Origin of the sequence: Temperatibacter marinus, from assembly GCF_031598375.1 — a bacterium.
Taxonomy (GTDB): domain Bacteria; phylum Pseudomonadota; class Alphaproteobacteria; order Sphingomonadales; family Kordiimonadaceae; genus Temperatibacter; species Temperatibacter marinus.
On the sequence record NZ_CP123872.1, the window covers coordinates 557,745 to 581,393 of the forward strand.

The following is a 23,649-nucleotide window of genomic DNA, read 5'->3' on the forward strand; positions in this document are numbered from 1 at the left end:
CTAGAGAAAACTAGAATGACTTGACCTTTTACGCTAAAGTTTCCATTAAGACTGTCCGTAAGTTCTTGACGAAAGATAGAAGACTGATGATAAAAAAAATTACCCTTTTAACCCTGATGAGTTTTTTATTCATTCAATTACTGCCCGCACAGGGGTTGGCTGCTGTTTATTCTGTGAAGGCACAAGACGGCGAAGAGGGCGAAGATAAAGAAGGTCAAATTGATTTCAACCCTATCATTTACACATCGATCCGCAACGGACGCCCCTACCTTCAAATTACATTAAAGGCTGTTGGCAAGATTCAAAAGACACCGACACAACGGTATCATGACCGTAAAGACCAATTGGCTGCCTCTATGCTCACGATTATATCGCGCCTGGCGAAAAAGAAATTTCGCGTTGGAAGGCGTCTTGATCCAGACTTGATCAGGAAATACCTGCAGGCTGCTGCTGACCGCACACTTAAAGAAGAAAATGCTGTCAAAATATTCATTACCCAAATTAGCCAAAAACCACTCTAAGCCCTTCTATAAGGCCTTCTGCTCGCCTCTTAAAATGGGATAGGAGCTGAGATGTCTAAGCTTTCGGAAGTTTCGGGATGCGTGATCTTTAAGCTATTCGCATGAAGGGCTAGTCGAGGGCTTGCCGTATACGCCTCACCGCTTGCATAGAGCCTATCTCCTAGTATTGGATGACCTAAATGGAGCATATGAACGCGAAGCTGATGTGAGCGGCCAGTGATGGGGTTCAGCGTCACTCGGGTCGTTGTTTCTGTACGATCAAGAACAGTATAATTTGTTACAGCTTTTTTCCCGTGATCATAACAAATTTTTTGCAGGGGCCTATTGGGCCAATCACATATTAACGGCTCATCAACCTCCCCAGTGTCCTGAGGGAGAACGCCCCAGACCACGGCTTCATAATATTTTTCGGTCTGACGCATTTCAAATTGACGTGAGACAGCTCGATGCGCATCTTTGTGCCGTGCCATCACGAGAACACCCGAGGTCTCCATATCAAGTCTATGAATAATAGTCGCAGCAGAAAATTGCGCTTGGACACGAGATTCAAGACAATCCTTCATATCTTCATTTTTTCCCGGCACAGTCAAAAGACCACTTGGTTTGTTTAAAAAAAGAAGATCATCATCTTGATAGAGAATATCTAAAAAGGGTTCCATCGGCGGGTGATAAGGCGGTAGTTCAGGGGGCATTAAGGCAACGTCCAAAGAAATTTCACTTTTTGACGAAGTGATTTCGTCATTCGATGATGACTATTAGCATAAAGTTTAGGGTCAGCCAAACTCCCTTTTACGGGCATGTCTCCTTTATCATTCTTAGCCCTTAAAAATCCGGTTCTAACACCATAAAGATACAATCGCCCTGCCTCGCTGTCATACAGAAACACTCCTCCTCCTGAGGCGCCTTTACCACTATCACAACTATCAAGTCCTACACTCAACTGATCCCTTGCCAAACCCTTTTCTTTGTCTTTAGGGATGATCGTGCAATCAATAAGACTGGCAACAAGAGCGTTATAACTCTCCTGATAACCGATTAATAGTGCTTGGTTGGGCCGACGAATTTCTCGAGATGAACGGCTCAAGCGCGCAGCTCCAAACATTGACAAATCTGCTCTGACATGCAGCACTGCCCAATCCCCCTCAAAAATGTCAGGTTGTGCTTTCGACCGACCCAAATGCGCTACAGTGAAGGTGTAGCCCTGATACATATCATAGGGATGGAAAAGACATTGCGTCAGATTCTTTTCTTCAACAACGTGAGCCGCCGTTAGAATTAGGGCCTTTTTTGCATCTGACCTGATAATAACAGCAGAGCCAATAACCCGCGGGCCGCATCTAATCACACCAACACTTCTGATTTGCCGAAGCATTTGTGTGGGCAATTCTGATAATGGCATTCTATTATCCTCGATACCATTCTCACTATCACCGTCACCCACGACTTCGGCCTGCAGACTTTGTGACGTATTAAGAAAGAATCCCATAAGAATAAGAAAGAAGAAGGATCGCATATTTTACCCCAATATCGTTTATATTGAGGTACCACATCGGTTGGGTTATATGAAAGGGTTTTCTGTGTGGCGTTCTGCTTGCGATTTAAATTCTTCCCTGTGTAAAGTCTGTCTCTCTGACATCTATACATCGTTTTCACCATACGATATACTCGGTGAAAATTTAGAAGCAGTGCCAATTGAAAGAAGACTCTTATGCACGAAAATAGTCATATAATTACACAACTCCTAGTAATATTTGGAGCCGCTGTTGTCTTTGTTCCCTTAGCCCAGAAATCAAAACTAGGCTCAATTATTGGGTATTTGATCGGTGGGATGCTCATTGGACCCTATGCTTTTAACTTCGTGAATGACCTTGGGACAATTAACTATATCGCTGAATTTGGCATTGTCTTCCTCTTATTTTTAATTGGTATTGAAATGAAACCCCAGCGCTTATGGACCATGCGGCGAATGGTTTTGGGTCTTGGGGGGGCACAAATCATTTTAACTGGGGCTTTATTTTTTGGAGGAGCTCTCTATTTAGGTCTTACGCCCCCAACAGCTTTAATTGTTGGGCTGGGCCTAGCTCTGTCGTCAACTGCCATGGGCCTACAACTTCTTTCAGATCGCGGCGAACTTCAATCGACGACGGGCAGAACAAGTTTTTCAATCCTCTTGATGCAGGATTTATCTGTGCCTATTCTCTTTGCACTTGTATCAGTGATGGCGGGTCCAAGTCAGGCAGTTTCTGGAAGCCTTTTTATGGGGATTGTCGAAGGAGTAGCCCTATTAGCCCTCACATTCATTGTAAGTCGCTTTGCTTTGAAACCAATTATGTCCCTTGTGGCAAGTGCTGGTGTAAAAGAAGTATTCACAGCCTTTGCCCTGCTTTTAATTCTTGGCATGGCCTATCTTATGGAAACTATTGGGCTTTCGCTTGCAATGGGAGCCTTTCTTGCGGGCATCTTTTTAGCAGACAGTGAATTTCGTCATCAAATTGAAGCGGACATCCTCCCCTTTAGAGGGTTATTGCTCGGCCTTTTCTTCATGGGGGTAGGCATGGGCATAGACTTTTCCCGACTGCTCTCGGATTGGCAGATCGTCTTGGGGCTTGTCCTTGGCTTGATGCTCACAAAAGTTGTTGTCATATATTGTCTGGCCAGACTTTTCTCTTTTTCTCCTCGGGAAAGCCTGAGAACAGGTACCTATCTTTCTCAGGCGGGCGAGTTTGGTTTTGTTCTCTTCGCTTTTGCAGCCAGTAATGGCTTGATGAATAGCACCTTGTTAGGGTCACTCATGTTGGTGGTTGCCATATCCATGGCTCTCACCCCCTTTATTCTACCGCCACTATTGACCTTTTCCAATCGCTTTAGCGACAATAAAGAAGAAGAGAAAAAGTCCCATCAAGTAAACGAGGGACACGATCACGACTCCGGTCGCTTTATCATTGCTGGTTTTGGCCGCGTTGGTCAAATCATTGCCCATCAACTGGATAAAGCAGGTTATCCCTATATTGCCTTTGATACTGATCTTGAAAAAGTTAAAGCGGGGAGGGAAAAAGAATGCAATGTTTACTTCGGTGATGCCAGTAGTATCAATGTGTTGAGTGCTGCCCATGCTGACCGGGCTTCCGGCATGATTTTAACGATGGATGACCCTCAAGCCATTCGCCGGGCAGTTCATCAAGTAAGAGACCATTATCCTGGATTAGGTCTTCATTCTAGAGCCCATGATTTAAAAGAAGCAATCAACCTAAAGAAAAACGGCGTGCTTGCCTCGGTTCCCGAAACAATAGAGGCCGCCCTTCAACTCGGCCTGTGCGCCATGTCTCATCACCCTGAATGTGGTAAAGATGATATCAACACAATAAAGGATCGCATGGGGGCTATTCGGGAAGATGACTACCGAGAGTTTGCCGAGTTTTATGACCTCGAGATCAAGGCAGATTAGACCTCTATGGCAAACCCCTTCATTTTCTCATAAGGAGCCTGACAGCGATCCGCAATTTCTTGAAGGTCCTTTGTTAGTCGAATTTCTTTCGCCTCATAGGGAGAAAAACCTGTCGAAGCTTCGACAGATTTGTACCAATAGGGTGCCCAAACGCCGTCACTGTCCCGTCTTCCTGCAGGCCAATTCAACATGGCCTTATCAAAAGCAAGTCCCACTCTATCGCAAAGACTAGACAGCGCCTTTTCAGGATTCATCAAAACATCTCGACTATTCAACACAAGTGGCACCGCCCCTTTTCGATCTGCAGTTCGGTCAAATAATTCAGCCATCTGATGCAATCCTAAATCTTGCGATGTGACCTGCTCGCGTGATCGTACATAGCTTGACACCATCTCCTGAGGATCTCTAATTAAAAAAACATGCGTAAGAGCATCAAGGTCTTCCAGATTAATTTCTGGCAACAAATGATGGGTCATATGTTTTTGATAATAGAGAGTTACGCCTTCAGGTACCGGACCCAATAACTGATCTATTACCTCTGATGGGTCCGTTGATTGACTGGCAATGATGGCATCACGGCCAGGATGATCCAACCCTGAGCGATCTAAATAAAATGCATAAAAAGGTTCATCCACAACCTTGCAGTCGGATCTATTTTCAAAACTGCGCATCATGGCTGTTGAAATATTGCGGGGACCAGACCACATAGCCAATCGAGTGACTGGGGTATCGGACATCAAAGCCCCCTGCCTTTTGCAGCCTCGCTGTGCAAATATTTTTTATAAATTTCCTGCATCTGTTTGACCATTTTACCCGGCATCTGTTGCTCTTCCTCCCAGCCAATAGATCGACCATCAATGGTATGAACAGGTACAAGGCCAGCAAAAGTTCCTGTAACAAACGCTTCATCCGCACCGTAGACATCTGTGAGAGAAAAATTCTTTTCTCTAGCAACGATACCATTCTCTCTTGCTAACTTTAGAACAGTCCCACGCGTTATACCGCCTAAACAGTAATCTCCTGAGCTTGTCCAGAGTTCACCGTCCTTAACAATAAAGAAATGCGTGCTGTTGCATGTGGCTACAAAACCGTGGGGATCCAGCATCAATGCTTCATCAGCTCCAGCTTTGGCGGCTTGAATGCAGGCGGTGATACAGTTAAGTTTACTATGACTATTCAACTTTTGATCCTGAACAGCAGGGTCGCCGCGTCTCACGTGAACTGTAAAGAGACTAATCCCTTTATTGACCGTTTCAGGCAGTGGGTTTTTATATTCGGGCACAATAACGATGGTCGCATCTGAAATAGTAACGCGGGGATCTTGATAAGGTGTTGCCTTCACGCCGCGTGTGACCATTAGGCGAATATGGACACCGTCCTTAGCCATGTCGTTTCGATCAAGTGTCTCGTATAAACGCTGTTTTAGTTCATCTCGTTTGATGCCTACATCCATATCAATGGCTTTTGCCCCGGCATAGAGCCGCTGTAAATGTTCATCAAGAAGCACAATAATACCGTTATGAACACGCAACCCTTCCCACACACCGTCGCCAAGAATAAACCCACTATCAAAGACTGATACTTTTGCCTCATCCCGCGGAAATAATTCTCCATTCACATTGATTAATATGGATTGGTTCCGCGGATCGTCCACATAGTCATGCGTTCCTTTTGCCATTCTAATTCTCCCCTAAGATGCGCTATTTATTATTTCTATGGTTCGTTATTATTACTAAGAATAGTACGGTTAATACACAATAAAATACTCCCGCCAAAGGCAGGAGCAGATACATCTAATATTTTACTGGATACGATCTATTCAGCTCTATATTTATCGTGACAGGCTTTACAGTTTTTAACCGCTTTTCCAAAGGCAACTGCCCGCGCTTTTTGATCTGCATCCTCTGGCAAAGCAGCGAGGGCTTTGGTGTCTGCAATATAGGCTTCCATTCGTGCCGCAAAATCATCCCAGTTTTCCCATGCAGCAGGCTTTGTATCACCGCCCGCGATTTTAACACGTGAAGCCGCGTAAAACCCTTCTGCATTCACTGCCATCACACGGGCATGAATGCCGAAATCCGCGGATTGCCCCTTACCATTTAAGATGCCCTTCATTTGAATAAGAGAATCCTTAATCGTTTCCATGGTATGGTGGCGATATTTCACCGTTGGATGTGCTTTTTCCTGCGGCATCGCTGAGGATGTGATCAGTGTTGCTGCTGCTGCAGAAACCAAAAGTAATTTTTTCATTATGGCTCTCCCCGAAATCTATTTCCCTTAATCTTAGCGCAGAAACGTGGAAGAGCAAGGCATTAACAAAAGATTTTTATATAAAAAAAACCGTTCCCACTTGGAAACGGCTTTCTAATTTTCAACTCTGCTAAAGATTTAGCGAATAATTCGCGGCGCTTGAGGCGCAGCACTTTTTCGTTGAGGTTGAGCTTGATAAGCTTCAGCACAGTGACCTGCACAGTAAGGCATACCTGCTTCAGATGATTTCCCGCAAAAATGAAAATCATCATCACCAGGGTGACCGATAGGCCATTTGCACATCCGATCTGTCAATTCTAATAGAGAGACCTTACCCGAAATGATCTTCTTTTCTTTTGGGGGCGACTTTTTAACCGCCGGCTTTGCAGGTGCTTTTTTCTTCGCATCTTTTTTCACTGGACTAGGGCGTGATTTAAGGCCAAGGCGATGTGCTTTACCAATTACCGCATTGCGCGTAACATTTTCACCAAGTTCTTTAGCAATCTGACTTGCGCTGAGACCGTCGTCCCACAACTTACGCAATTTTTCTATACGCTCTTCTGTCCAAGCCATAACCATCCCTTTATTCTTTTTTATCACTCCTCAATTTTATGTTTGAGAAATGTTTAACGAATTCTTTATAAGATAGTTAGCTTATATCGGTCTTTTGCCCTTCTTGCCAAGACCCAAGATCGCCTCTCACGCCATAAAGCCCGTTTTTTAAGCATTTAGGACTTGTTTTTTTAGTCAACCATGACAAATTGGGGTCTAAGAATGCCCATTATGGAGTAAAAAACATGAACGACTCGGTAGAATCGACCTTTCCGGAACCTGGTGAATCGCGAATCGGTAGCATCAACAAGCGAGGATTATGGACTCTTTACGTAAAAGAGTCTCGACGCTTTACAAAAGTGTGGCTGCAAACTCTTGCAGCCCCAGCCATTACGACCATCTTGTTTATGATCATTTTCTCTCTCGCATTCGGTGGAGAAAATCGCAGCATGAAAGGGTTGGAATATTCAACATTTCTTGCTCCCGGTTTACTTGTCATGGCGATGTTGCAGAACGCCTTTGCCAATACATCCAGTTCAATCCTTATTGGCAAAGTACAAGGTAATATTGTCGATGTTTTAATGCCGCCTTTGTCTAACAGTGAGTTAATGATTGGTTTTGTCGCAGGCGGCCTGACGCGTGCCCTTGCTGTTGGCGGCAGTGTAGCAATCGCCTTTCTTTTGATGCCCAGCGTTAGTCTGACCGTCCATCATTGGTGGGCAATCCTTTATTTTGGCGTCTCAGCAGGCATTATGCTCTCCCTCGTGGGGATAATTACAGGAATTTGGGCTGAAAAATTTGACCAAGCAGCAGTTATCACGAATTTTGTCGTCGCACCGCTCTCCCTTCTTTCAGGGACTTTTTATTCCATTGAGCGATTAAGCGGGAACTGGCAACTGATTTCTCAAGCAAACCCCTTCTTCTATATGATCGATGGCTTTCGATATGGATTTATCGGCGTGGGAGACAGTGATCTAACAATCGGTGTCATTTATATTTTCATCTTGAATCTCTTCTTATGGCTGCTTGCGCATTCTCTCTTTAAGTCTGGCTATAAATTAAAGTCATAAAAGGGGTTGAATTCCCTGATAAAGAGCGTAAGAATCACCTCAATATTTCGACTTGACCGAAGCCCTACTTGACGCTTCGGTCAATGATTTTCGGTCCCAAAAAAATGCAGGCTAACTGCAGGAGATATATTGATGATAACGCCCTTAATGCCCACTTATGCACGCTTACCCATTGCCTTCGAACGCGCTGAAGGCATGTATATGTATGATACGAATGGTAAGAAATATATGGATTTCTATTCTGGTATCGGTGTCATGGCTCTCGGTCATTGCCATCCACACGTTGTGGATGCGCTCTGCGATCAGGCAAAGAAGCTTTGGCATACTGCCAACACATACCAAATTCCTCTCGGGGAAAAGCTGGCCAGCCGTATCATCGACAAATGTAATGCAGATACAGTCTTTTTTACCAATAGTGGGGCAGAGGCGATTGAATGTGCCATTAAAATGGTTCGTAAATACCACCATGACAAGGGCAATCCTGGCAAATACCGTATTGTGACCATGGCAACAGCCTTTCACGGCAGGACACTGGCTGGGATCGCGGCTGCAGGTCAAGAAAAAATGATTACAGGATTTGAACCCGTTCCTAAAGGGTTTGATTTAGTGCCTTTTAATGACATGGAAGCGCTACGGTCAGCAATTACAGAAGAAACAGGCGCCATTATGGTTGAACCTGTGCAAGGCGAAGGCGGGATCAAACCTATCCCCCTTGAAACCCTTCAGGAAATGAGAAAAATTTGCGATGAAAAAGGCATCCTGTTAGTTTTTGACGAGATCCAATGTGGCATGGGTCGCACAGGAAAACTTTTTGCTTATCAATGGGCGGATATTGACGCCGATATTATTGCATCAGCAAAAGGGATCGGTGGCGGTTTCCCACTAGGGGCTTGCTTCGCTACAGAAGACGCCGCTTCAGGTATGATTGTTGGCACACATGGTTCTACATATGGCGGTAATCCCCTAGCAATGGCTGTTGGCAATGCTGTCATGGATATTCTTCTAGAAGATGGTTTCCTTGAGCATGTTCAAAAAATGGGCGATATGCTTGGCGGTCGCCTAGCCGGACTACAGCAACGCTTTCCAGAAATTATTACTGAAGTTAGAGGTAAAGGTTTAATGCGCGGTTTACGCATGCCAGATATACCGACAAAAGCTGCAACAGTTGATCTGATCAACCGCGGCCTAATCACAGCGGTAGCTGGTGACATGGTGGTCCGCATGTTACCCCCCCTCATTGTGAATGAAGATGATATTGAATATGCAATCGGAAAATGGGAAGAAGCCCTGACCGATTGGAGCGAGAATGGAGCACCTGTTTAAAACTGCAGGTGATAGAACAATGAACAGACAAAGACCTTGGCATCACTTTCTTGATATTGCGGACTATGATAGCGATACCCTTCGCCATATCATTACCACTGCCCGTGATTGGAAAGAATTGCGACAAGGACAGTCCAAAGGTGCGCTTGATGAGGGCAGACCTCTTGATCAGCAAAGTCTTGCCATGGTCTTTGAAAAACCATCAACCCGGACCCGTATTTCTTTTGAAATGGCTATGCAACAACTTGGCGGCAAAAGTCTCATTCTATCTGGAGATAGCATGCAACTTGGGCGCGGGGAAACCGTGGAAGATACAGCACGTGTTATGAGCCGGATGGTTGATGCCATCATGATAAGGGCCAATGATCATCAGGCTGTTTTGACATTAGCTGAAAATGCGTCCGTCCCGGTGATAAATGCGCTCACTGACTTTTCTCACCCCTGCCAGCTTATGGCTGACATTATGACTTATGAAGAGCATCGCGGATCTGTTGCAGGAAAGAAATTCGCCTGGTTTGGTGATGGTAATAATGTCGCAACATCATTGATCCAAGCTGCCGTGCGCTTTGATTTTGATTTGATGCTTGCTTGTCCTGAAGCTTATTTACCGAATCCGGACGTTCTGGACTGGGCCAAGTCTGAAGGCCGCTCAATAGATGTCACCCACGATGCCAAAATCGCTGCGCGCGGGGCGGACTGTATGGTCACCGATTGTTGGGTCTCTATGGGCGATAAAGATGCAGACGCCAGACATACTGCGCTTGGCCCTTACCAAGTGACAGAAGAGTTGATGGCAGAGGCCTCATCTGACGCGCTATTTATGCATTGCCTTCCCGCCCACCGTGAGGAGGAGGTCACAACTGCTGTGATAGATGGACCTCAATCGGTTATTTGGGATGAAGCCGAAAACCGTCTCCACGCACAAAAGGCCATTCTTGCATTTTGTCTCGGTAAAATATAAAACGCGTTACACCAAAATTCTTTTTGAAAGCTCGTCAGAGCTATCATACTGCATAGGAGGATTGACCATGAGTGATCAACCAATTGTCATTAAGGATCCAGACTATAGTCGCGATAATGAGGTACGCCCCTTTCAAATTGAAGGGGAAAACTTTCGTGGCCGTGTTGTCAGACTGGGAACGGCTGTTGATGAGATATTAAAGAACCACAACTATTCCGATGCAGTCGCACGTATTCTTGGAGAATTTTTGGTACTGACATCTCTGCTAGGCTCTATGATGAAATTTAAAGGCATCGTGACCATTCAGGTTAAATCCTCAGGGGCCTTACCGATGTTGGTAGCAGACTATGAAAATTCTGGTATTGACGGTGAGCCTGGCCATTTGCGAGGTTATGCGCAAGTCGATGAAAAAATTCTTGGTCAATACGGAAAGAATCCTTCCTACGCTGGCCTTGTTGGAAGCAAAAAAGGCTATATGGCGCTCACAATTGATCAAGGTGACGAGATGGAGCGCTATCAGGGAATTGTTGACTTGAAAGGCGAGACACTCTCGGAAGTGGCTCGCAACTATTTCTTGAGTTCTGAGCAAACACCAACTGAAATTAAGCTGTCCTGTGATAAAGATCCTGTGAGTGGTTTCTGGCGCGCAGGGGGCATTATGCTACAGCATTTAGCACGCGGTGAAGAAGGTCAAGAGCGTCTATTAGAACGAGCTGAAACCGCTAATCAAGATAAAGAAACCTGGGAGCGTGCCACCATCTTCACCAATAGTGTGAAAGAGCAAGAACTCCAGGACCCAAGTCTCACATCAGACGCCCTCTTATACAGACTTTTCCACGAAGACGGCGTCCGTGTTTTTGATGCAAGCCATGTTGCATTCCAGTGTCGTTGCAGCAGAGACAAGCTTTATAATACGCTAAAGGGGTTTTCAGCTGAAGACTTGGTTGAATCCACAGTAGACGGCAAAATAACGGTTAATTGTCAATTTTGCAGCAGTGATTACGTCTTTGATCCAGAAGAGTTTTCTACACCCTAAGTTTTAACTTATCTTGACGGGTCTATTATGTCTTCCACTTTTCTCTTTTAGCTCTTTCAAAGCCTCTTTCAATGAGTTCGTGGATGTCTTTAGAGGTGAATGTTTCCCTGTCGATTTCAATCTCATCAGGCGCGGCGGGTCTAATAAGCTTATACTCAATCGGAGGGGTTTGAGTGATTAATTTATTAATATTTACAAGTTTTTGACAATCTTCATCTGAGACCTCATTGATCATAATGGACTTAGTTCGATCAAAGATTGATAGCAAACGATACATATCCTCTTGCTGACGTTCAGGATTAAGATGGTTCGCATTCAAGGCTATCGCCGCGACTTTCTTGGCCGTCACAGGATCTCCAACAAAAGGGAGGATGTCTCGTGCACCGCCGTCTCCATAGACACCTTCCTCAATGGGCAGAACATCCATCACAATGGGTTCTCTTGTGGATGCGACCATATAACGCATTAAGAGGTCTGCGCTGATCTCATCCCTATTACTGACCCGTTTATAGTCCCCACTGAGCATATCAATAACCCCGCAAGCATAATAAACAGGACTATTTTTTAGGTCATCGCCATCAACAGATTTATACATCAACTCTTCAGCTTTATCCATATTCACAAGCCCGGTAAACTTTCGATAGCTCGATGAAAAAAGTTGCTGAACTAGAACTGTCCATATTAATGAAACTGTGCTGCGGGCATAGCCCAGATCACTAAATTGAGTGACTTCTTCGGTCCAAACTTTCAAAAGACCATCTGCAATGGTAGGCCAATCAGGTTTGCCATCTTTATGGACTGTTCTAGCTAAGGACGTAAGAATACCGCCATTCAGTGCGCCCACAGAAACACCGTAGATGGCATCTGGTTCATATTTTTCTTCCTGTAGAAGATATTTAATTGCACCGGCTTGATAAGCGCCTTTTACGTTACCTCCAGACAGCGTTAATACATTTTCAAATGAATCGCTCATTAAAATTCCCCTTATTCCTGTAAAAAATACAGCCTAAGGTATCATGATTCTAAGCAGAAAGGGAGGAAGAGATTCACCAAAAAATGCTCAGGGCACTGTAGGTTATTTTTTTGCTTAAAATTGAAATCTCAAAGAGAGTTGAAGCTGGTTCACTTTTGTCTTCAGAGGGAGGTTGATCCGCAATCGATCCGGGCGTTCATTTTGAATATGCAGCCATTCTCCAATTAAGGTGAAATTATCTGATAGTGTATAGGATACAGCGCCTGTATAACTCCATCCATCTTCATTGTTATTATCTTGAAGAACATAGCTTCTATCCGTCACTTTAAACCAATCAAAACGACTGGTAAATCGCCACTGATCTATGGCCTTACTCGCAAGTATAAAGGCAGATTGATATTTGCTGTCGGCAGGGAACATGTCCGGATGAGTGGGAGAAATACCCATAACCGTCGTCCCGAGCATATACTGTGAAATGAACGTCCACTCTGTCTCTGTCTCATAGTCCGCATAGAGGTTTACAAACCGTGTGCGCCATCCATACTGACCCTCTTCTACCACCGTAGGGTCGCCCTTATTATCATAGTAATAAGCCCCAAAAGACAGGCCTTGTCTATCTGTCCAGTCAAGAGCAGCATAAAATCCTATATTATCATCAAGTTCCAGGATTGGATTTGAATATCGGGCCTGCATGCCAAACAAAGGCGGTTCAATCTCGTTGCCGCTGGAATCAGAGATCCCATAAATCGCTGGGATTTTCGGCAACGGCACATTTGAAAAAGCTCCCGCTTTAAAATCGCCCAGTGCCCATCCTCTAAAATGGAGCAGAGTCCCAGCTGTATCATTCATGCCAAAGAGAGAGGCTGTAAAGGATAGGTCAAATGTTTCAAACCGTCGTTTGATTGTGCCTTCAAGACCCATGGTTCTTATTTCTTCACCGACCCAGCTATTGATTGCAGACGGCGTAATCGAATAGGGTGTTGTCCAAGCGACCCCATCATTTTCCCGTGAGATATGAGGAAACATCAACCCCAAACGTCCCTCATATGACCAGAGGCCTTTGGGCGCTGGCTTATAGGCTATAAAGCCTTCCACGAGATCCAGATCTTGTTCATATTCAGGCGCATAAGAGGCATGAATAAAAGCAGACCAATCCCAGCCAATTTTAGCCTGCGCCAAGAGTGAGAGTTCGGCAAGTGTCAAGTCAGTGCTGCTTGTTCTATCACGCTTTTCTCCGTAGCGAGATTTCCCTAGCCACTTATCGAACCAACTGCGTTCACCAGAAACACCATAAGTCCGAACATCTCCAAAAATTTTGAAATCGACATCAATGGCCTTCTCATCCGCTGCATGCACAGAAGTCACCGCATAGTTTGATAGACTGCATAGCGATGCAGCAATGACGGATGAAAGGATATGACTATTTCTGATCACGGCAAAAATCCTCAAATTCAGAAACAAATACTGGTCGAGAGATGAAATACCCCTGCGCACAATCACAGCCATATTGTTTTAAAAGGGCAAGAGATTGCTCATCTTCCACCCCTTCTGCCGTAACTTTCATGCCTAAATTGTGCGCCAAATCAATAGTGGACTGCACTAGGATTTGATCCTCAGGACTGGTTGCAAGATTCAGCACAAAGGCTTTATCAATTTTTAACTCATGAACGGGAAGCTTTTTAATATAAGCAAGTGAACTATATCCCGTCCCATAATCATCAATCGAAAGATAAAAACCCATATCTGCAAGTTCATTTAAAATTTTGAGGGCCCGTTTCATGTCCCCCATGACGGCACTTTCTGTCACTTCTAAACAGATCCTTTCAGGGGCCACTTCAAATTCTCTTGTAATCATTCTCAGTAAATCAGGAAGATTTTCATTCTGCAAGTCTCGGGTAGACAAATTGACAGCCACAAGAAACTCAGGGAATTCTTTTTTCCATTTTCCGACCTGTTCTATAATTTGCCCCAGCGCCCATGATGTTAGATGTTTTATATCCCCTGTTTGCTCGGCCATCGTAATGAACTCATCAGGTGGTACAAACCCATGCTTTGGGCTAATCCACCGAATTAGAGCTTCAGCGCCGAACACGTCGCCAGTTTGTAAATTCAACTTAGGCTGAAACGCAAATTTTACATGGCCTTGTGACAATTCCTCCCGAAGATCACTCATCAAAGACAGATATTTCTCTTGTGAATTTTTATGCTCTTCATTGCAGATCACAAAACTCTCACCCGATGTTCGAGCAAAATCAAGGGCAGAGTGCGCATTCAACATCAAATCATTTGTGACTGTTCCGTCATCAGGGGCAATCGCCATTCCAAGTAAAAGATTGAGATCAACTTTACGGTCATCAAGTGATATAGGGGCAAGAAATCCATCTACAACGCCGCGCATCAGCGTCTTTGCCATATCAGCATTGGGGATTAAAAACCCAAATGTATCAGTGGACAATCGCGCGACTTCTACGCCTGTTAGCTTTTCAAGGCGGTGACCAGCGGACTGCATCAATGTTGTTAAATGGCCGTGCGGAAGAACAACGCGCAAATCGTGAAAATTTTGAATCTCAGCAATGACCAGAGCAAAAGACTTATTCTGCTGTAGATAGCCTTGCATCACTTGATCCATATATTGGCCATTGGGCAGTCCAGTATCCTGATCATGACTGGCCTGATGGGTAATTTGTTTCTCACGTTCTTTGACCGCCTTAATCATATGATTAAAACTTTGTCCCAAATTATTCACCTCGCGGTAACTATCGGACACTTCAAGGGGGGCATATTTGCCTTGAGCGACTTTGGCCGCCGCAGAAGCAAAACGGGTAATCGGTGCGCTAATACGGTCTGACAAAAGATAACTACCAACAAAGAGGCTAATCAATCCTAAAAATCCAACGCCGACAAGAGCAATAAAGAGAAGAAGATATTCTTCCATAGCCAAATCAAGAGAGGTGGAAAGCAAGAGATATTGTTGCGTATCAAACCCTACGCCTGTCAGAGGTAGAAAGCGCACCATATACTCATCATTTTGGAAACGAATGCGATCCCGACTGCCAAGATTTTCTTTGCTGACGGCATCGGACACAAAAAAATTGATGAACTCTGGGCCATTTGTATTCCCACTGACCTGCCATTTATCGTCTATAGAATGAACAAAAGCAACATCAAGGTCCTTAGAAGAGAAAGACTTAATTAACTCGGCTTGGTCATCATTCAAGGTAATGGCAAAGATCATAACCCCTGTTAAGATTGGGGCTTTGATAGGCGCCACCGCAAGCTCATATAATCTATCCCCGCTGACCATGAAATAGGGTAAGGCTTTCTCTGCTTCAGCCATCTCAATCAATTCATCCATGGTCAATTGCGCCATGATGTCCAGATCTTCCCCTTCACTGACCTGGGCAATGACCTTGCCATCAAGGTCTATGGCAAGCGCAATGTCTGTATCCCCGCGGGCCTTAATGTTTTTTAAGGCAGACTTGGTCGTTCTTGTATCGTTGGTTGCGAAAGCCTCAATGAAACCAAAATCTTTCGAGAGTAAATCTGCCTGCAAATAGAGGTGGTCTTTTTGATCACTAATAATGCGATCAAAGGAGGATACAGAATGATCAAGGTCATTACTAATACGGCTTATAACGGTTGTTCTGGATGTGAAATAATTTACTGTAATCAGAGCAATTTGAACAATTGCAAAAAGCACCAAAAACATCAGCGTAATTTGTCTACGCAAGCTAATCACATAGCCTGGCTGAGAAGACTCTCTAACCTTATCTATAAAACGAGTGATCATTGATTTTTGATCATCTACCATGTCTAATAAATTCCACCGCTGGCATTACGCTTCTTCTGAATCTGTCTTCTTTTTTTGATGGTAATCTCCACAGACAAAGCCTGCAACTGCTTATTCACTGTAATCATTTTTTTATAGGGCTTGCGGCTTTTTTGATCCACATGCCAAACCGTCATTTCATAGTCCCCTTCGGGTAAACCTTTGAAAGAGGTTGATCCTTCAGCATTTGTCTTTTGATAGACGGGGTCTTCTGTCACGTAAACAAAGGCAAGCATATTATCATGAATGTTACACCCTAGTGCCACAACACCTGCTTTTTCAAAGACGACATGCTTTTCTTCATCCTCACCATACAACCGTAACTCAAACGATTTTGCCTTTGAGAAAGAGTATACATGATGACGAAAAGGATCTTTATTTGGGAATTGGACTTTTTGACCTTTTTGAACCGCGAGAATGAAAGGGGTAAAAAGTGATTGTTGCTGGGTCATATCTTTCTTGAGATCTACACGAGAAAATTCTTGTCCCGACAAAGGCTTAAGAGAAACAACAGAGTGAGGCAACGCCTTTTGATCTGCCCCTGTGACACGGACAGTTAAGTCTTCTGCAGAACTGACTATGGAAAAAAGCAGTAAAAAGCTGATGAACACTTGTCTCATTTAATCCCCCGATCCTGTATAATGGTTTCATATACTATATAAGGGTTATTAACAGTCTATGAATCAACTCTCTGTGATATCCTGTAAAAAGGCGCGTGGTCTTCTTTTTGCAAAGATGGCTTTAGGATCGCATTAACTGTAGAACCATTTTATCCAATTCTTGCAAAAACCTTGATCGATCCGCTTTCGAGAAAGCCGCATTATAATTACCGCCCTCACCTGTTTCCCTTAAGTGCTGCTTTAGGTCACGCATTGCGAGGGCCATCCCAATGTTATCGGTGGTAAATGGTTTTCCTGTATTACCAATGGCCAACGCACCAGCTTTTATTGCTTTATCTGCGAGAGGGATATCTTGCGTAATCACAATATCGCCTTCACCAGCGCGCTCCGCAATCCAATCATCTGCCACATCTGGCCCCTCTGGCACCACAATTTTCTCAACAAGCGGCCCCACTTCTAACCGCAGCCATTGATTTGAGACAAGATAGACCTGCAGCTGATGGCGATAAGAAACTTTTAGCAGCTCTTCTTTAACTGGGCAGGCATCCGCATCAACATATAGGGTAGGTTTTTTCATCGATATTCCTCATTCTCTAAGATGTTTGAGCATAGACACAAAAAGATTGCCAGACATTTTTAGGTTGATTTAATTCAATCCTCTATCCATAGTATCTGAATATTTAGTGTTTATTTTTGTGCTTTTTTTTTGAGAAACGATTTTTAGAGAGACCGATGGATTTTCATTCTAGCCGCCAAGCAGTGCGTTCCTTACTTAAAAATAAAGCAACAAGCTTATTGAATATTATTGGCCTGAGCGTTGCCTTTGCACTCTGTTTATTGTCTGGTATTGTTTTATGGGACGCCTATTCTTCAGATTCTAATTGGTCTGGCTCTGATCGTATACACAAGCTTCAGCGCTTTGGATATTTTGGCAATAATTATCGCTTTACATATAGTTTTCCAATTAACTCAGAAGAAAAACTCAGCAGCTTTTCCCCGTCCACAGAAAGCGTCACATTACCAGGCTGGAGCAATAGAAAATTAATTATTGATCAAACTCTTGTAGAAAGAAACGGGGCGTTTATAGATAAAAATTTCTTTACTGTTTTTCCAATGGAAGCCATCGAAGGGTCTTTAGAACAAGCGCAATTAGAAGCACAGACAATTATCCTTACCAAATCTATGGCAGAAAGCCTTTATGGGTCTGAGAGCGCCATTGGTAATGTCATAGAATTCATCACAAAAGAAGAAAGAACCAATTTCAAAGTTGTGGCCGTTGTACCCACATTGCCTTCAAATTCAGATCTACATGCGTATAAATTTTTCATCCCAATTCAGCAATCTACAAACGCCCATAGCGGACAAGTATTTATTAAACTAAAGGCTGATTTTCAGGATGATTCATTTTGGAATAGTCTAGAAACATATATCGATACAGCCTTTCCACTTGAAGCGCGATACAAAAAGGGATCCTATGAGATCAAAACTCTTGAGGGTGATAAATTCAATCAACTCATCAATAAAAGGAATGATTCAACACTAATTGGGCTTTTCGGTTCAGCTCTTCTCATGCTCTTAATCGCGGTAAGCAGCTATATTTCTATGAGCACTTCCATGCTCTCAAGCCGGGCGAAAGATATTGCACTAAGAAAGATTTTTGGGGCCAGTAAAACCAGCCTGCTAGTATCTTATTTTATTGAGGCCATCCTCTTAACAACCCTTGCCTTTTGTAGTGGCCTTGGCCTTGCTGCGCTGCTAATGGATTATATTGGGTCCATGCTCGGCAATGATTTTCAACTCTTTGCGAAGCATCGAATCCCTCACCTATCTATTGCATGGGGTATATCTATCGCCATTGGCCTCTTATCGGCCCTATATCCCGCTTTCCTCATTTCAAAAAATAAAGCAGGCACTTTGCTACTATCCCAGCAAAGAACCGTCGCTGGCGGAGGCGGTACATTAAGATCTATCCTTATCTTCTTTCAGTTTGCTATCGGTTTGGGCCTCAGCTTTTCTGCCGCCCTTATTTATTATCAACTGACCTCCCTCCAGCAAAATGACATGGGCTTTAAAGCCGATGGTCTCCTTTACATTCAAGGGGAAACATGGGGCAAAAATGTTAATGCGAAGCATGATTATTTGGAGAAACAGTTAAACCAGTTGCCTGATATTCTTCAAACAGCACAATCAAGCCTTACCCCACTCATGAGAACAGGCCTAAATATAGCCAGGATTATTCATCCAAAATCAGGCGACCCTGTTACACAAATGAACAGTCTATACAAGAAAGGGTATTTTGAACTGCTGGGTATCCCCTTGTTAGCAGGTCGTATTCCAAGCGCTAATTCAAAAGCTGATACATCTGAGAAAAAGCATACCGTTTACGTTGTTGTGAACGAAAAAATGATGCGTAAAATGGGCTATGACACCCCTGAGTCAATGATTAGCACATGCCTTTATACTCTCCCTCAGCCCAATGCGAAACCAACGGACAATCAATGGTGTTATGAAGTCGCTGGTGTGGTGGCGGATTTTCAAACCTCTACATATACTAAACGGCCCATAGATGCATTAATGTTTGTCCCGAGTAAGTCTTATACTAATCATATCTTTGTTAGATTTAAGACAGAAAATCTTTCTGATTTAATCCAGTCTATCCAATCCCTATGGCAAGAAAACTACCCTCACTTACCTTTTAAATATCATTTTCCAGATGAACTGCTTGCTGAAGGATATAGGACCTATTCAACCATGGCCAGTTTATTGCTCTATACTGCCATCACCAGTCTGATCTTAACACTTGCAGGTCTGTATAGTATGGCCCGCTATGTTGTGGTGAAAAAATACCGTGAAATTGCCATCCGCAAAGTCCACGGCGCTTCTACTTTGGAAATCTTGAAATTACTCATTCTACAGCTTTTGAAACCTGCACTGCCGGGCACTATTGTTGGTCTTATTGCAGGCTGGTATTTCATCCAAGACTGGCTCACGAATTTCGCTATTCGGATCGAGCCTCAAATTTGGATGACTTTTGCTGCAGCCCTATTTGGCTTAGCCTTTTTCCTCATCGCGATTAGCAGTAATGCCATTAAAGCCATTAAGATCAGGCCTGCTGAAGCACTTCATTATGAATAGAGAGAAGCTGTCTTAAACTTCAGAATAATCAAGACCAATATCAACCGCCGGGGCGCTCTGCGTGAGGCGCCCAACGCTGATGAAATCGACACCTGTTGCTGCAATAGCGCCAATTGTGTCAAGGGTGACCCCGCCAGACGCTTCACAAGAAATACGGCCATCAACAATCTTTAAGGCTTCGGACAAAACCTTTGGCGGCATATTATCCAACAGCAAACTGTTGGCGCCCGCTTCTACCGCTTCGCGGACTTGATCCAATGTATCGCATTCCACTTGGATATCGGACCGGCCTGACTTTTTCGCCGCGGCAATGGCTTGCTCAACACTGCCCGCAACAGCCAGATGATTATCTTTAATCATAATCGCGTCATACAGACCCATGCGATGATTGGTACCGCCGCCCATTTTGACTGCATATTTTTCCAGCTTACGGAGACCGGGAGTTGTCTTCCGCGTATCCAATAACTTCGCCTTTGTCTCGCCCATTGCAGCGACATATTCTGATGTTAACGTTGCAATACCAGAGAGATGCTGGACACTATTCAATGCTGTCCTTTCAGCTGAAAGCAAAGCCCGAGCATTCCCGGAAATCGTCATAATTGGATCGCCGTCGTTAACAGTTAGGCCATCCTCAACATGACTGATACACTCTGCACGGGGATCAAGAGATAGAAAAATTGCTTCAGCGAGCGGTAGGCCTGCCACAGTCATGGAATGACGCGCATTCATCACAGCCTTCAATTTAGCTTCTTCGGGAATGACATAAAATGCTGTCAGATCACCGCTGGCAATATCTTCGTCAAAAGCACGTTCGATAAAACTGTTTATCTCTTTGATAGATAGCGGGAAATCTGACACAGCTACTTACTCTTTAACAGTCGCTTGTTGACTGGCGACCATCGCCTCAGACATCTCCAACATTTTCCGAAGCGGCTTTTCAGCCTCAAGACGTGTTGCTTCATCCAAACCAATTTCCGGGCCTTCATTCTTCAGACAAAGATAGAGCTTTTCCATTGTGTTGAGAGCCATGTAAGGGCATGTATTACAGCTACAATTGCCATCAGCACCTGGCGCACCGATAAAAGTTTTATGAGGAGCTGCCTTTTCCATTTGGTGGATAATACCCGGCTCTGTTGCAATGATAAGTGTTTCGCTTTCACTGTTCAGGGCAGCATTTAAAATCTTGCGGGTTGATCCAACAACATCAGCGTGCTGAACAATAGCATCTGGACATTCAGGATGGACAAGCACAGGCGCATTCGGGTGCTGCGCTTTCAACTTTATCAGTTCTTTCTCGCTGAAAAGCTCATGCACCATACACGTGCCCTGCCATAGAACCATGTCCCGATTTAATGTCTTAGACAAGTAGCCACCAAGATGACGATCTGGAGCGAAAATCAGCTTCTGCTCTGCAGGGATTTGGCTGACAATATATTCAGCATTAGAACTGGTGACGATAATATCAGACATGGTCTTAATTTCTGCAGAACAGTTAATATAGGACAATACCATGTGATCTGGGTGTTGTTTTTTAAATTCAGCAAATTCTGCAGGCGGGCAGCTATCTTCGAGAGAACACCCTGCTTCAAGATCCGGAAGGACAACTTTTTTCTCGGGCGATAAAATTTTAGCCACTTCAGCCATGAAGCGTACCCCGCAAAAAACAATCATATCCGCGTCAGTCTCTGCAGCTTTCTTTGAAAGGTCGAGGCTATCTCCGACAAAATCAGCAATGTCCTGAATGGCACCGTCTTGATAATAATGAGCAAGAATAACTGCATTTTTTTCATCGCGGAGACGTTTTATTTCAGCGACAACATCGATGCTGCTATCCAAAAGACCTGATCCTAACATTTCATTCATCTTCATACTCCTGGAGCCACTTGTCTCTGGCTCTTATTCCCTGATGCAAGTTGTCTTACCTGTGGCACTGCTTTAATGCAAGTTGCTTCTGCTTCTATGTGAGGGTAAAGGTCGCAGAAATCAAGTCTTCATGTTCAGATTGTGTGACTTTGCCTTCTTCGATCAGAGCGATTAAATGTGCCGATACAGAAAGTGCAGCAGCACCGTGCAATTTCTTGTCTACACTCTTATACATATGTGTCACCATTTCCATGATGGTCTGACGCCCTTCCTTGAGACAGGTGACGATCTGACCTTCTCGCATATGGCGGTGAACGATGGTTGCCCGCATAAACTTTGTGGGGTTATCAATGGGTTTCCCGTGGGTAGGATAGAGACGTGCCAGATCCATCTCCATCAACTCTTGTAAACTTTTCAGATAGGATCTGAGATGCCCTTCTGGCGGAATTATGACACTGGTTGACCAGCCCATGATGTGATCTCCGCAAAAAAGACTATTCTCCTCCTCTAAGAAGAAACTAATGTGATGGGAAATATGCCCCGGAGTATGAATTGTTTTTAGTGTCCATCCTTTGCCGCACACGAGATGTCCGTCCTCTATTTCTAGATCTGGACGATAGCGGCGATCAAGGCCGGCATCTAAAGGATTGCCTTCATCTGGTATCTTCAAACTTTCAGGAAGGGCAGACCCAAGGATCGGTGCTTTTACTGCCTCTGCAAGGCGGATAGCCAGCGGACTGTGGTCTGAATGATTATGAGTGATAAGGATTGCATTTACGGGGCGGCCATCCACTGCTTTCAGCAGAGCTGTCAGATGGTCATCGTTCAGGGGGCCTGGATCAATGATTGCTAAATCTTCTGTCCCTATGAGATAAGTGCCTGTCCCTGTATAGGTAAAGGGACTTGGGTTTTCGCAGAGCACCCGTGTCACCAGAGGGGTCACCGACTGCGCTACGCCATAGTCAGGATTTTCTTCGAACTTAAAGTCCAGCCCCATCTAATAGGCTCTTTCAATGCAGAAATCGACGATATCTTCTAATGCTTTCCGTGCCTCATTAGCAGGGAAGATTGCAAGCGCATCTTTGGCCTTATCACCGTAGTGGCGTGCTCGATTTACCGTCGCTTCAATGGTTTGGTGCTTTGTTATGAGCGCCAGTGCCTGTGTTAAATCTTCTTCTTTCTGGTCATGCTCTTCCATACATCGCTTCCAAAAAGTCATCTCTTCATCACTGCCACGACGCGAGGCCAAGAGAACCGGGAGGGTGATTTTCCCTTCCCTGAAATCGTCCCCCACAGCTTTACCCATCGTTGCCTGCTTGGCTGAATAATCAAGCGCATCATCTATCAACTGAAAGGCAATCCCTAGATTAGCACCATAAGCACGAAGAGCCGCCTCTTTCTCATGACCTGCTTCAGCGATCACGCCTGCAACCTCACAAGCCGCAGAAAAAAGCGCTGCTGTTTTGGCTTCAATCACTTGCAAATAGGTGTCTTCGTCCACAGATAAATCGCCAATGACTGCTAGCTGAAGAACCTCTCCTTCCGCAATAATCGAGGAGGCCGACGATAAGATTTTCAAAACTTTGAGTGATCCATCTTCAACCATTAACTCGAATGAGCGTGAAAAAAGGAAATCACCCACAAGGACACTTGGTTTATTGCCCCATACATTATTTGCCGTTTCCTTACCCCGGCGCATATCGCTTTCATCAACCACATCGTCATGAAGCAGGGTCGCCGTATGAATAAATTCAACGATGGCAGCAATATCTACATGGCGCTTGCCTTCATAGCCAAGCATTCGTGCTGATGCTAAGGTCAGCAATGGCCTTAGGCGTTTTCCGCCCGATGCAATCAAATGACCTGCCAGCTGGGGAATTAACGCGACCTGACTTTGCATGCGGTCTAAAATAGTTTGATTGACCGCGGCCATATCATCTGCCACGAGAGCCTGCAAAGTCTCAATAGCATTTTGAGCCTTTTTACTATTTTCCGTAATCGATACTACGTTCGAAGTCATCGCCTTGCCCCACACAGTCTATACTCATATAATTCTGGCAAAGATATAGTG

At 44.4% G+C, this 23,649-nt stretch carries 22 protein-coding genes; 7 read left to right on the plus strand and 15 right to left on the minus strand.

Annotation, left to right across the window (positions count from 1 at the left end):
* Positions 1 to 86 precede the first annotated feature (86 nt).
* Positions 87 to 521 carry a hypothetical protein gene (locus QGN29_RS02520; RefSeq protein ID WP_310799095.1) on the plus strand — a complete coding sequence of 145 codons (435 nt, stop codon included), beginning with the start codon at positions 87 to 89 and terminating at the stop codon, positions 519 to 521.
* 29 nt (positions 522 to 550) lie between these two features.
* Here the strand turns inward: QGN29_RS02520 and QGN29_RS02525 are convergent, their stop codons facing one another.
* Both QGN29_RS02525 and QGN29_RS02530 read right to left on the minus strand, forming a co-directional pair.
* A complete protein-coding gene (locus QGN29_RS02525) occupies positions 551 to 1,213 on the minus strand; it encodes an RluA family pseudouridine synthase (RefSeq protein WP_310799096.1) in 663 nt (220 codons plus the stop codon).
* Entirely contained in the window at positions 1,213 to 2,034 is an 822-nt protein-coding gene (locus tag QGN29_RS02530; protein ID WP_310799097.1) for a S1 family peptidase, read from the minus strand. Before QGN29_RS02530 ends, QGN29_RS02525 begins: the two co-directional genes overlap by 1 nt.
* A 195-nt stretch (positions 2,035 to 2,229) precedes the next feature.
* Between QGN29_RS02530 and QGN29_RS02535 the strand changes: the two genes are divergently transcribed.
* Positions 2,230 to 3,966 carry a cation:proton antiporter domain-containing protein gene (locus tag QGN29_RS02535; protein WP_310799098.1) on the plus strand — a complete coding sequence of 579 codons (1,737 nt, stop codon included), beginning with the start codon at positions 2,230 to 2,232 and terminating at the stop codon, positions 3,964 to 3,966.
* Here QGN29_RS02535 and QGN29_RS02540 read toward each other — a convergent pair.
* The 4 genes from QGN29_RS02540 to QGN29_RS02555 all read right to left on the minus strand — a co-directional run bounded on the left by QGN29_RS02540 (position 3,963) and on the right by QGN29_RS02555 (position 6,789).
* Positions 3,963 to 4,703: a sulfotransferase-like domain-containing protein gene (locus QGN29_RS02540; protein WP_310799099.1), complete on the minus strand. Its 741-nt coding sequence runs from the start codon at positions 4,701 to 4,703 to the stop codon at positions 3,963 to 3,965. The two genes, QGN29_RS02535 and QGN29_RS02540, sit on opposite strands and share 4 nt — an antisense overlap.
* Positions 4,703 to 5,644, minus strand: a complete 942-nt coding sequence (locus QGN29_RS02545) for an aminotransferase class IV (protein WP_310799100.1) — start codon at positions 5,642 to 5,644, stop codon at positions 4,703 to 4,705. Before QGN29_RS02545 ends, QGN29_RS02540 begins: the two co-directional genes overlap by 1 nt.
* Positions 5,645 to 5,781: 137 nt before the next feature.
* Positions 5,782 to 6,216, minus strand: coding sequence for a c-type cytochrome (locus QGN29_RS02550; protein ID WP_310799101.1), 435 nt, complete (start codon positions 6,214 to 6,216; stop codon positions 5,782 to 5,784).
* A gap of 138 nt (positions 6,217 to 6,354) precedes the next feature.
* Positions 6,355 to 6,789, minus strand: a complete 435-nt coding sequence (locus QGN29_RS02555) for a GcrA family cell cycle regulator (RefSeq protein WP_310799102.1) — start codon at positions 6,787 to 6,789, stop codon at positions 6,355 to 6,357.
* Between the two features lie 224 nt (positions 6,790 to 7,013).
* Here QGN29_RS02555 and QGN29_RS02560 point away from each other — a divergent pair, with 224 nt between their 5' ends.
* The 4 genes from QGN29_RS02560 (at position 7,014) to QGN29_RS02575 (ending at position 11,158) form a co-directional block, all read left to right on the plus strand.
* Positions 7,014 to 7,838 (plus strand): ABC transporter permease, encoded by an 825-nt coding sequence (locus QGN29_RS02560; RefSeq protein ID WP_310799103.1) that lies wholly within the window; start codon positions 7,014 to 7,016, stop codon positions 7,836 to 7,838.
* Between the two features lie 132 nt (positions 7,839 to 7,970).
* Positions 7,971 to 9,161: an aspartate aminotransferase family protein gene (locus QGN29_RS02565; protein ID WP_310799104.1), complete on the plus strand. Its 1,191-nt coding sequence runs from the start codon at positions 7,971 to 7,973 to the stop codon at positions 9,159 to 9,161.
* Positions 9,145 to 10,122 (plus strand): ornithine carbamoyltransferase, encoded by a 978-nt coding sequence (gene argF, locus QGN29_RS02570; protein ID WP_310799105.1) that lies wholly within the window; start codon positions 9,145 to 9,147, stop codon positions 10,120 to 10,122. Before QGN29_RS02565 ends, argF begins: the two co-directional genes overlap by 17 nt.
* Before the next feature lie 67 nt (positions 10,123 to 10,189).
* Complete coding sequence (locus QGN29_RS02575) at positions 10,190 to 11,158, plus strand: Hsp33 family molecular chaperone HslO (RefSeq protein WP_310799106.1); 969 nt, start codon at positions 10,190 to 10,192, stop codon at positions 11,156 to 11,158.
* Positions 11,159 to 11,183: 25 nt separating this feature from the next.
* Here the strand turns inward: QGN29_RS02575 and QGN29_RS02580 are convergent, their stop codons facing one another.
* From QGN29_RS02580 to QGN29_RS02600, 5 genes are all read right to left on the minus strand, one after another.
* The gene (locus QGN29_RS02580) at positions 11,184 to 12,131 is read right to left on the minus strand and encodes a patatin-like phospholipase family protein (RefSeq protein ID WP_310799107.1); all 948 of its coding nucleotides are present in this window, start codon (positions 12,129 to 12,131) and stop codon (positions 11,184 to 11,186) included.
* A 114-nt stretch (positions 12,132 to 12,245) separates the two neighbouring features.
* Positions 12,246 to 13,565: an outer membrane beta-barrel protein gene (locus QGN29_RS02585; RefSeq protein WP_310799108.1), complete on the minus strand. Its 1,320-nt coding sequence runs from the start codon at positions 13,563 to 13,565 to the stop codon at positions 12,246 to 12,248.
* Positions 13,552 to 15,942: an EAL domain-containing protein gene (locus QGN29_RS02590; protein WP_310799109.1), complete on the minus strand. Its 2,391-nt coding sequence runs from the start codon at positions 15,940 to 15,942 to the stop codon at positions 13,552 to 13,554. The genes QGN29_RS02585 and QGN29_RS02590 overlap by 14 nt, the downstream gene beginning before the upstream one ends.
* Positions 15,943 to 15,944: 2 nt before the next feature.
* The gene (locus tag QGN29_RS02595) at positions 15,945 to 16,580 is read right to left on the minus strand and encodes a cupredoxin domain-containing protein (protein ID WP_310799110.1); all 636 of its coding nucleotides are present in this window, start codon (positions 16,578 to 16,580) and stop codon (positions 15,945 to 15,947) included.
* A 121-nt stretch (positions 16,581 to 16,701) separates the two neighbouring features.
* Positions 16,702 to 17,157: a YaiI/YqxD family protein gene (locus tag QGN29_RS02600; RefSeq protein WP_310799111.1), complete on the minus strand. Its 456-nt coding sequence runs from the start codon at positions 17,155 to 17,157 to the stop codon at positions 16,702 to 16,704.
* Positions 17,158 to 17,312: 155 nt separating this feature from the next.
* Here QGN29_RS02600 and QGN29_RS02605 point away from each other — a divergent pair, with 155 nt between their 5' ends.
* Complete coding sequence (locus QGN29_RS02605; RefSeq protein WP_310799112.1) at positions 17,313 to 19,715, plus strand: ABC transporter permease; 2,403 nt, start codon at positions 17,313 to 17,315, stop codon at positions 19,713 to 19,715.
* 12 nt (positions 19,716 to 19,727) lie between these two features.
* Here the strand turns inward: QGN29_RS02605 and nadC are convergent, their stop codons facing one another.
* The 4 genes from nadC to QGN29_RS02625 all read right to left on the minus strand — a co-directional run bounded on the left by nadC (position 19,728) and on the right by QGN29_RS02625 (position 23,598).
* On the minus strand, positions 19,728 to 20,573 hold the full coding sequence (nadC, locus tag QGN29_RS02610) for a carboxylating nicotinate-nucleotide diphosphorylase (protein ID WP_310799113.1): 846 nt from the start codon (positions 20,571 to 20,573) through the stop codon (positions 19,728 to 19,730).
* Positions 20,574 to 20,579: 6 nt separating this feature from the next.
* Positions 20,580 to 21,578, minus strand: coding sequence for a quinolinate synthase NadA (gene nadA / locus QGN29_RS02615; protein WP_310799114.1), 999 nt, complete (start codon positions 21,576 to 21,578; stop codon positions 20,580 to 20,582).
* Between the two features lie 94 nt (positions 21,579 to 21,672).
* Positions 21,673 to 22,575 carry an MBL fold metallo-hydrolase gene (locus tag QGN29_RS02620; protein ID WP_310799115.1) on the minus strand — a complete coding sequence of 301 codons (903 nt, stop codon included), beginning with the start codon at positions 22,573 to 22,575 and terminating at the stop codon, positions 21,673 to 21,675.
* Positions 22,576 to 23,598 (minus strand): polyprenyl synthetase family protein, encoded by a 1,023-nt coding sequence (locus tag QGN29_RS02625; protein WP_310799116.1) that lies wholly within the window; start codon positions 23,596 to 23,598, stop codon positions 22,576 to 22,578. It abuts the gene before it with no gap.
* Positions 23,599 to 23,649 lie beyond the last annotated feature (51 nt).